Here is a 9,223-nt window from a genome sequence, read left to right on the forward strand (position 1 = left end):
TGCTCGAGCTGGTGGAAATGGAAGTCCGCGAGCTGCTGTCGGCCTATGACTTCCCGGGCGACGACATTCCGATCATCGCGGGCTCGGCTCTGGCCGCGATGGAAGGCCGCGATCCGGAAATCGGCGAGAACAAGATCCGCGAACTGATGGCCGCCGTGGACGAATACATCCCGCAGCCGCCGCGCGCCACCGACCAGCCGTTCCTGATGCCGATCGAAGACGTGTTCTCGATCTCGGGCCGTGGCACCGTGGTGACCGGCCGTATCGAGCGCGGCGTGATCAACGTCGGCGATTCGATCGAGATCGTGGGCATCCGCGACACCAAGACCACGACCTGCACCGGTGTGGAAATGTTCCGCAAGCTGCTGGACCGTGGGGAAGCGGGCGACAACATCGGCGCGCTGCTGCGCGGCATCGACCGTGAAGGCGTGGAGCGCGGGCAGGTCCTGTGCAAGCCCGGCTCGGTGAAGCCGCACACCAAGTTCGAGTGTGAGGTCTACATCCTGACCAAGGAAGAAGGCGGCCGTCACACGCCGTTCTTCGCGAACTACCGCCCGCAGTTCTACTTCCGGACCACGGACGTGACCGGCACCGTCGAGCTGCCCGAGGGCACCGAGATGGTGATGCCCGGCGACAACCTGAAGTTCGTCGTCGAGCTGATCGCGCCGATCGCCATGGAAGACGGCCTGCGCTTCGCCATCCGCGAAGGCGGCCGCACCGTCGGCTCCGGCGTCGTGTCGAAAATCCTCGTCTGAGCTTGACACTGCGGTCGGCGGGCTCTATGCGGCCCGCCAGACTGGACTACCAGATGGGTGCTGCGGCACCCATCTTCCTTTCCGGCGGGGGTCTTCCTCCGCCATGGGTTCGACGAGGGGGCTGGATGGTCCTGTCTCCTCCTCTCAACCCCAACGCCAAAGAAGGCATGTTCAATGAACCAGAACATCCGTATCCGGCTCAAGGCGTTCGATTACCGCGTGCTCGATGCCAGCACCCAGGAAATCGTCAACACCGCCAAGCGTACCGGCGCACAGGTTCGCGGCCCCATCCCGCTGCCGAACAAGATCGAGAAATTCACCGTTCTTCGTGGCCCGCACGTCAACAAGAAGTCGCGTGACCAGTTCGAGATCCGCACGCACAAGCGTATGCTCGACATCGTGGACCCGACCCCGCAGACGGTGGACGCGCTGATGAAGCTCGACCTCGCCGCCGGCGTGGATGTCGAGATCAAGGTGTAAGGGGGCATGTCGATGTTGCGCTCTGGAATCATCGCCAAGAAACTGGGCATGACCCGGCTGTTTCTTGAAGACGGGAAGCAAGTTCCCGTGACCGTCCTGCAGATGGACGCCTGTCAGGTCGTGGCCCAGCGGACCGCCGAAAAGGATGGCTATACCGCCGTTCAGCTTGGCGCCGGTACGGCCAAGGCCAAGAACACCTCCAAGGCCATGCGCGGCCATTTCGCCGTGGCCAAGGTTGAACCCAAGCGGAAGATCGCGGAATTCCGCGTCGACGCCGACAACCTGATCGCCATTGGCGAAGAGATCACCGCTGACCATTACTTCGCCGGTCAGTTCGTGGATGTCTCCGGCACCACGATCGGTAAGGGCTTTGCCGGTGCCATGAAGCGGCACAACTTCGGCGGTCTTCGCGCGTCGCATGGTGTGTCGATTTCGCACCGTTCGCACGGCTCGACCGGCCAATGTCAGGACCCGGGCAAGGTGTTCAAGGGCAAGAAGATGGCGGGCCACATGGGCGCCGTCCGTGTCACCACCCAGAACCTTCAGGTCGTGAAGACCGATGCCGACCGCGGCATCATCATGATCAAAGGCGCCGTTCCCGGTTCCAAGGGTGGCTGGGTGACCGTCAAGGACGCCGTCAAGAAGCCCACCCCCGAGAACGTGATCCTGCCGGCCGCGCTGCGGTCCGCCGCCGAGGAAGCGAAGCGTCTGGCCGAGGAAGCTGCCGCACAGGCCGCTGCCGAGGAAGCCGCCGCAGCCGAGGCCGCCGCAGCCGAGCAGGCAGCCGCCGAGGAAGCTGCCCTGAAAGCCGCTGAAGCGGACGTTCAGGCCGAGAAGAAGGAAGGCGACGAATGAAACTCGACGTGATCAAACTCGACGGCGGTGCCGCGGGCGAAGTCGAGCTGGACGAGGCCCTGTTCGGGCTGGATCCGCGCGCCGACATCCTGCATCGCGTCGTCCGCTGGCAGCGTGCCAAGGCGCAGCAGGGCACCCACAAGGTCAAGGGTCGTTCGGAAGTCAGCTACTCGACCAAGAAGATCTATCGCCAGAAGGGCACCGGCGGCGCACGCCACGGCTCCCGCAAGGCGCCGATCTTCCGCAAGGGTGGCATCTACAAGGGCCCGACGCCCCGCAGCCACGCGCATGACCTGCCCAAGAAGGTCCGCGCGCTGGGTCTGAAGCTGGCGCTTTCGGCCAAGGCCAAATCCGGCGCTCTGGTGATCATCGAGAACACCGAGACCGACGGCAAGACCAAGACGCTGGCGGCACAGGTCCGGAACCTGGGCTGGAAGCGCGCGCTGGTGATCGACGGTGCCGCTGTGAACGAGGGTTTTGCCCGCGCCGCAGCCAACATCGAAGGCCTGGACGTGCTTCCGACCATCGGCGCCAACGTGTATGACATCCTGAAGCGTGACACGCTTGTGCTCACGAAGGCGGGTGTCGAAGCTCTGGAGGCTCGACTGAAATGACCGCGAAGCCCGAACATTACGACGTGATCCGCAAGCCGATCATCACCGAGAAATCCACCATGGCCGGCGAGAACGGCTGCGTGGTTTTCGAAGTGGCGATCGACGCAACCAAGCCGCAGGTCAAGGAAGCCGTCGAGGCTCTGTTTGGCGTGAAGGTGAAGGCGGTGAACACCTCCATCACCAAAGGCAAGGTGAAGCGTTTCCGCGGCCAGCTTGGCAAGCGGCGTGACGTGAAGAAGGCCTATGTGACCCTCGAAGAGGGCAACACGATCGACGTGTCGACCGGCCTCTGATCCCAGTCCTTTGTCGGACAAAAGAAACCCGGCTCCGCAAGGAGCCGGGTTTTTTGCTGGTCAGCGGTGCTGCCGGTCAGGTGGCGGGGGTCAGGCGGCGCAGGCGCAGCGCGTTGGCGAGCACGAGCACGCTCGAGAGCGCCATTGCGCCTGCGGCAAAGACCGGCGACAGCAGCAGGCCGAAAGCGGGATAAAGCGCGCCTGCCGCCACGGGGATCAGTGCGGCGTTATAGGCGAAGGCCCAGAACAGGTTCTGGCGGATGTTGCGGATCGCGGCCTGCGACAGGGCGATGGCCGTCGGCACCCCCTGCAGATTGCCCGACATCAGCACCACATCCGCCGCTTCGATGGCGACATCGGTGCCGGTGCCGATGGCGATCCCGGTATCTGCCGTGGCAAGCGCGGGCGCGTCATTGATGCCGTCGCCGACAAAGGCCACCGGCCCGTGCTGGCGTTGCAGCAGGCGCAGCGCCTCGACCTTGCCTTCGGGCAGCAGCGCCGCCTGCACCTCGTCGATGCCCAGCCGGTCCGCCACGGCGCGGGCGGTGCGGGCGTTGTCGCCGGTCAGCAGCACGATCTTCAGTCCCAGATCATGCAGCGCGCGAATGGCCTGCGGGGTGCTGGGCTTGATCGGGTCCGACACCGCAAGAATCGCCGCGAGTTGCCCATCCAGCGCTGCGTAAAGCGGGGACTTGCCCTCTGCGGCCAGCGCCTCGGCGGTTTCGGCGAAGCTGTCCACCGAAAGGCCGAGCCGTTCCATGTAGCGGTCCGCGCCGATATCGACCCGGCGGCCCGCCACGCTGGCGCTGGCGCCATAGCCGGTGACGGACTGAAACCCGGTGACGGCGGACAGGGCCAGCTGGTCGGTTTGCGCGGCTTCGACCATGGCGCGGGCGACGGGATGTTCGGATTTCGATTCGACCGCCGCGACATGGGCCAGAACGGTGGCGCGGTCAAAGCCGGGGGCGGGGACAAGATCGGTCAGCGCGGGTCGGCCTTCGGTCAGGGTGCCGGTCTTGTCCAGCGCCACCACCGCCGTGTCGCGCAGATGCTGCAGCGCGTCGCCCTTGCGGAAGAGCACGCCCAGTTCGGCGCCGCGCCCGGTCGCCACCATGATCGAGGTGGGCGTGGCCAGCCCCATGGCGCAGGGGCAGGCGATGATCAGCACCGCCACGGCATTGACCAGCGCGAAGCTCAGCGCCGGATCCGGCCCGAACAGCAGCCAGACGCCAAAGGTCAGCACGGCAAGCGTCATGACGGCGGGCACGAACCACAGGGTGATCCGGTCCACCGCGCTTTGAATCGGCAGCTTGGCGCCCTGTGCCTGTTCCACCAGCCGGATGATCTGGGCCAGAACGGTGTCGCCGCCCACGGCGGTGGCGCGCAGGGCCAGCGCGCCGGTCTGGTTGACGGTGCCGCCGGTCAGCGGGCTGCCGGGGGCTTTTGCCACGGGAACCGGCTCGCCGGTGATCATCGATTCGTCGACATGGCTGTCGCCTTCGGTCACCACCCCGTCGACCGGAATGCGTTCGCCGGGCCGGATTTCGAGGATGTCACCGGTGCGCAGATCGGCCACGGGCACCTCCTGCACCTGCCCGTCGCGGCGCAGGCGGGCGGTCTTGGGGGCAAGTCCCACCAGCCGCCGGATCGCGTCAGAGGTGCGGCCCTTGGCCCGCGCCTCCAGCAGGCGGCCCAGCAGGATCAGCGTGACGATGACGGCGGCGGCCTCGTAATAGACGTTGACGGTGCCTGCGGGCAGGGCGCCGGGCAGGAAGGTCGCCACCAGCGAATAGCCATAAGCGGCGAGCGATCCCACGGCGACCAGTGCGTTCATGTCGGGCGCACCACGGGCCAGCGCGGGCAGGCCCTTGGTGTAGAATCGCAGGCCGGGGCCGAACAGCACCAGCGTGGTCAGCACGAATTGCAGCATCCAGCTGGCCTGCATCCCCACGGTGGCGTCGATCCAATGATGCAGCGCGGGCACCAGATGGCCGCCCATTTCCAGCACGAAGACCGGCGCCGTCAGCAGCGCCGCCCGCGTCATCTGCCGCGCAAGATCGCGGGCTTCGGCATCCTTGCGCGCCTCGGCCTCGGGGGAGGGGCCCTGCTGGGGGCTCTGCACCCGCGCCTCGTATCCGGCCTTGCGCAGGGCGGCGATCAGCAGATCCGGATCGGCGCTGCCGCGCACGGTGGCGCGTTCGGTGGCAAGGTTGACCGAGGCCGCGCTGACCCCCGGCACCGCTGCCAGCGCGCGTTCCACCCGTCCGACGCAGGAGGCGCAGGACATGCCCTCCACCGCCAGATCCTGCGTGCTGTCGGGCACCGCATAGCCCGCCTTTTCGATGGCCCGCACCAGCGCGGCGCGGTCAAGCGTGTCGCCGGACAGGCTGGCGCGTTCAGTGGCAAGGTTGACCACGGCGCTCTGCACCCCGGGCACGGCGCGCAGCGCCTTTTCCACGCGCCCGACGCAGGAGGCGCAGGACATCCCTTCGATGGGCAGGCTGAGCGTGCGGGACGGTGTGAGGTCGGCCATGGCTGCCTTCTTTCTGTCAGAACAAGGGTCAGCATGGCAGATAAGGGTTCCAGCAGGGGGAAGGTCAAGGTGCCGGAGGGATTTTGTCCTCTTGACCTTCGACGGGCAGAGGCGTGCACTGGTCGCGGCCCGATCCGGGCCACAGGAGATCCCGATGCAGCTTCAAATCGACTCGATGACCTGCGGCGGCTGCGCCCGTGCCGTGCGCGCCACGCTTCTTGATCTGGACGCCGAGGCCCGCGTTACGGCGGATCCGCCCGCCCGCCGCGTCGAGGTGGAGACGACCGCCTCGCTGCAGGCGGTTCAGGCGGCGCTGGCCGAGGCGGGATTCCCGGCGGTTCCGGTCACGGGCTGACCGGGGCAGGAGGAGGGGACGGCAAGCCCCCCGCCAAAGGATCAGAGCCCGCGCACCAGCCGCAGCGCGTCATAGATCGCGGCATGGGTGTTGCGCGCGGCGACCGCATCGCCGATGCGGAACAGCCGGAAGCCGCCTTCGGGATTGTCGAGCCGGGTCTGGGCCCCGCCGGTGGCCAGCGCGGTGTAATCCACGGCACCCAGATTGCGCGACAGCGGCTTCAGCTCGAAATACAGCTCGTCCAGTGGGCGCGTGCCGTGATTGATCACGACCTGATCGACGCGCCTTGTGCGCAGCGTGCTGCCGTAATCCGATCCCAGATGCGCCAGCAGCCCGTTGCCTTCGCGCGTGACCGCGCGCAGCCGCCATGTGACGGTGAAGGTCACGTCGCGCGCCTGCAGGCTGCGCATGTAGGGCACAAGGTTCATCGCCATCACCTCGGGGGCGAAGCTGCGGTCAGGGGTGACGATTTCCACCACGGATCCGCTTTCCGACAGCAGATCTGCCGCCATCAGCCCGGCATGGTCGCCCGCATCGTCATGGATCAGCACGGTCTGGCCGGGTTTGACGTCACCCGACAGGATGTCCCATGCCGACACCACCAGATCATTGCCCGTCTCCAGCACCTCGGTATGGGGCAGGCCGCCGGTGGCGATGATCACCTCTGACGGATCGGTGGCCAGCACGTCATTGCCATCGGCGAAGCTGTTGAAGCGGAACTGCACGCCCAGTTTTTCGCACTGTTCGAACCGCCACGCGATGATCGACGACATCTCCCGCCGCCGTTCCTGCCGGGCGGTCAGGCGAATCTGCCCGCCGGGCTGGTCCGCCGCCTCGAACACCGTCACGGCATGGCCGCGTTCCGCCGCCACCCGCGCCGCTTCCAGCCCGGCGGGACCGGCGCCGACGATGGTCACGCGCTTCGGCGCCTCGGCTCTGGCGATGACATGGGGCTGTTCGATCTCGCGCCCGGTAGAGGGGTTGTGCAGGCACAGCGCCATGCCGCCCTGATAGATGCGGTCCAGACAGTAATTGGCGCCGACGCAGGGCCGGATGTCCTCCTCGCGGCCTTCGATCACCTTGCGCACCAGATGCGGGTCGGCCATGTGCGCGCGGGTCATGCCGACCATGTCCAGCTTGCCGCTGGCGATGGCATGGCGCGCGGTGGCCACATCGGGGATCTTGGCGGCGTGAAAGGTGGGAAAGCCGGTGGCGGCGCGAATCTCTCCGGCAAAATCCAGATGCGGCGCGTTGCGCATGCCCTGAATCGGGATGAGGTCGGTCAGCCCGGCATCGGTGTCGATATGCCCCTTCACCACGTTCAGGAAATCCACCAGCCCGCTGTCCTTCAGCCGGTGCGAGATGGCCAGACCGTCTTGCTTGGTCAGCCCGCCCGGCAGATCCTCGTCGCCGGTATAGCGCACCCCGACAAGGAAGCCCGCGCCGCAGCGGCGCCGGATTTCTGACAGCACGTCGAAGGTGAAGCGCAGGCGGTTGTCCAGATCACCGCCATAGGGCGCGTCCAGCTCGTTGGTCAGCGGCGACCAGAACTGGTCCATCAGATGGCCGTAGGCCTGAATCTCGATCCCGTCGAGGCCGGCGGCCTGCATCCGTTCGGCGGCATCGGCATAGTCGCCGATGATCCGCGCGATGTCCCAGTCCTCCATCTTCTTGGGGAAGGCCTTGTGCGAGGCTTCGCGTTCATGCCCCGGAGAGACGACAGGCAGCCAGTCCGCCTTGTCCCAGCGGGTGCGGCGGCCCAGATGGGTGAGCTGGATCATCACCGCGCAGCCCTCGTCGTGACACTCCTGCGCCAGCTTCGCCATATGGCCCACCACCTCGTCCTTCCAGGCGAGGATGTTGTTGAACACCGGCGGGCTGTCGCGGGCGACGCTGGCCGATCCTGCGGTCATGGTCAGCGCCACGCCTGCCTTGGCCCGTTCTACATGATAGGCGCGGTAGCGCTCCTTGGGCATGCCATCCTCGGGGTAGGCGGGTTCATGGCTGGTGATCATGATCCGGTTTTTCAGGGTGAGGGGACCAAGCTGATAGGGCTGCAGCAGGGGATCGCTGGACATCGGGCTTACCTTTTCCGGTTGGGGGCCACGCAGGGGTTGCGGCAGGATTCCGACAATGTACACTCCTGTCAATCTAATGTTCAGGGGTGAACATGATGAATGATACAGATGATGACGGCAGACCTGCCCGGGGGGAGCGCGGTTCGCCCGACCTCTGGCTGGAGGCGGCCTATGCCGCGCTGGTCGAAGGGGGGGTGGATGCGGTGCGGATCGTGCCGCTGGCCCGGACACTGAACCTGTCCCGCACCAGCTTTTACTGGTTCTTCAAGGACCGGCAGCAACTGCTGGACGGGCTGCTGGACCGGTGGGAGCGGTGCACCACCGCCCCGCTGGTGGCCGCGACCGAAGGTTATGCCGCGACCCGGACCGAAGCGATGCTGGCGGTGATCGCCATCTTCCTGAGCGACCGCAGCTTCGACACCCGGCTGGAACTGGCGGTGCGGTCCTGGGCCCAGCAGGACACGGCGGTGCTGGCGCGGCTGCAGGCGGCTGATTCCCAACGGCTGGAGACGCTGCGCCAGCTGCTGCTGAAATGGGGCCATGACGAGGCCGATGCGGATGTGCGGGCGCGCACCATCTACCTTGTGCAGGTGGGCTATATCTCCATGCGGGTGCGCGAACCGCTGGAGGACCGCCTGCGCCGATTCCCGCATTACGTGGAAATCTATACCGGCCAGCGCCCGACCGAGGCGGAAATGGCCCGGCTTCGCGGCAATCTGGACTGACGGTCAGAGGCAATTGCCGGGTTATCCCGGAATAGTCTCCGGATTCTGTGGATATGTATGTGGGTATGTCGGTTTTGGGTGTGATCTGGGTGTGCTGTGCGGGGATTTTGGGGGTTAAGCTTTTGGATTTGCGTGATTTTTGAGGTTTTTGATGCTGCTCGTGAAGTTTTTGCGAAAAAGGGGTTGCGGGTGTTTGTTGTATTCCGTAGATAGCCCCTCACCGGCGGCGCTGAGGTGCTGACGGGACGCCAGACGGGGCGGCGGCGAGGCGGAGACGCGGAGCTGGTCGCAGACGAGGCGGAACGGAATTCGAGGGCATGACGGGCAGCGCGCCGCAAGTTAGGGCGCACTGTTCTGGTTTTTGTCTCTCACGCTCTTTGACATCGCAAGTATCTGAAGAGATATGCGGGCGGCACTGGTTCATACGATGGATCAAATGTCTGCATATCAACGCTTCTAGGGTTTCGGCCCGATGATGAAGTGTCAGCTTCACTGTTTGGCGGCTTTCGGTTTCTTTGGAAACCCGAAGCACGAC

The 9,223-nt window shown here is 65.9% G+C and carries 9 protein-coding genes; 7 read left to right on the plus strand and 2 right to left on the minus strand.

What is annotated here, in order from left to right:
• The 5 genes from BLR51_RS26090 to BLR51_RS26110 all read left to right on the plus strand — a co-directional run.
• Positions 1–755, plus strand: a 755-nt coding sequence (locus BLR51_RS26090; protein WP_089852154.1) for an elongation factor Tu, incomplete at its 5' end; no start/stop codon positions are given.
• A 174-nt stretch (positions 756–929) separates the two neighbouring features.
• Complete coding sequence (rpsJ, locus tag BLR51_RS26095) at positions 930–1,235, plus strand: 30S ribosomal protein S10 (RefSeq protein WP_058247699.1); 306 nt, start codon at positions 930–932, stop codon at positions 1,233–1,235.
• A 12-nt stretch (positions 1,236–1,247) separates the two neighbouring features.
• Positions 1,248–2,090, plus strand: coding sequence for a 50S ribosomal protein L3 (gene rplC / locus BLR51_RS26100; RefSeq protein ID WP_089852456.1), 843 nt, complete (start codon positions 1,248–1,250; stop codon positions 2,088–2,090).
• Positions 2,087–2,704, plus strand: a complete 618-nt coding sequence (gene rplD, locus BLR51_RS26105) for a 50S ribosomal protein L4 (protein WP_089852458.1) — start codon at positions 2,087–2,089, stop codon at positions 2,702–2,704. The genes rplC and rplD overlap by 4 nt, the downstream gene beginning before the upstream one ends.
• The gene (locus tag BLR51_RS26110) at positions 2,701–2,997 is read left to right on the plus strand and encodes a 50S ribosomal protein L23 (RefSeq protein WP_089852460.1); all 297 of its coding nucleotides are present in this window, start codon (positions 2,701–2,703) and stop codon (positions 2,995–2,997) included. Before rplD ends, BLR51_RS26110 begins: the two co-directional genes overlap by 4 nt.
• Positions 2,998–3,073: 76 nt before the next feature.
• Here the strand turns inward: BLR51_RS26110 and BLR51_RS26115 are convergent, their stop codons facing one another.
• Positions 3,074–5,530 (minus strand): heavy metal translocating P-type ATPase, encoded by a 2,457-nt coding sequence (locus BLR51_RS26115; protein ID WP_131821897.1) that lies wholly within the window; start codon positions 5,528–5,530, stop codon positions 3,074–3,076.
• Positions 5,531–5,684: 154 nt separating this feature from the next.
• On the opposite strand from BLR51_RS26115, the gene BLR51_RS26120 reads away from it, so the two are divergent.
• The gene (locus tag BLR51_RS26120; RefSeq protein ID WP_089852462.1) at positions 5,685–5,885 is read left to right on the plus strand and encodes a heavy-metal-associated domain-containing protein; all 201 of its coding nucleotides are present in this window, start codon (positions 5,685–5,687) and stop codon (positions 5,883–5,885) included.
• Positions 5,886–5,926: 41 nt separating this feature from the next.
• Here the strand turns inward: BLR51_RS26120 and hpbA are convergent, their stop codons facing one another.
• On the minus strand, positions 5,927–7,963 hold the full coding sequence (gene hpbA / locus BLR51_RS26125; RefSeq protein WP_089852464.1) for an N-methyl-L-proline N-demethylase HpbA: 2,037 nt from the start codon (positions 7,961–7,963) through the stop codon (positions 5,927–5,929).
• Positions 7,964–8,055: 92 nt separating this feature from the next.
• Between hpbA and BLR51_RS26130 the strand changes: the two genes are divergently transcribed.
• Positions 8,056–8,688, plus strand: a complete 633-nt coding sequence (locus BLR51_RS26130) for a TetR/AcrR family transcriptional regulator (protein ID WP_375342703.1) — start codon at positions 8,056–8,058, stop codon at positions 8,686–8,688.
• Positions 8,689–9,223: the final 535 nt, after the last annotated feature.

Origin of the sequence: Salipiger marinus (assembly GCF_900100085.1) — a bacterium.
GTDB lineage: Bacteria > Pseudomonadota > Alphaproteobacteria > Rhodobacterales > Rhodobacteraceae > Salipiger > Salipiger marinus.

Excerpts from the sequence above, each read along its gene's own strand:
- rpsJ (WP_058247699.1), top strand. The coding sequence starts at position 930 with ATGAACCAGAACATCCGTATCCGGCTCAAGGCGTTCGATTACCGCGTG.
- BLR51_RS26130 (WP_375342703.1), top strand. The coding sequence starts at position 8,056 with ATGATGAATGATACAGATGATGACGGCAGACCTGCCCGGGGGGAGCGC.
- BLR51_RS26115 (WP_131821897.1), bottom strand. The coding sequence starts at position 5,530 with ATGGCCGACCTCACACCGTCCCGCACGCTCAGCCTGCCCATCGAAGGG.
- hpbA (WP_089852464.1), bottom strand. The coding sequence starts at position 7,963 with ATGTCCAGCGATCCCCTGCTGCAGCCCTATCAGCTTGGTCCCCTCACC.
- BLR51_RS26120 (WP_089852462.1), top strand. The coding sequence starts at position 5,685 with ATGCAGCTTCAAATCGACTCGATGACCTGCGGCGGCTGCGCCCGTGCC.
- rplD (WP_089852458.1), top strand. The coding sequence starts at position 2,087 with ATGAAACTCGACGTGATCAAACTCGACGGCGGTGCCGCGGGCGAAGTC.
- rplC (WP_089852456.1), top strand. The coding sequence starts at position 1,248 with ATGTTGCGCTCTGGAATCATCGCCAAGAAACTGGGCATGACCCGGCTG.
- BLR51_RS26110 (WP_089852460.1), top strand. The coding sequence starts at position 2,701 with ATGACCGCGAAGCCCGAACATTACGACGTGATCCGCAAGCCGATCATC.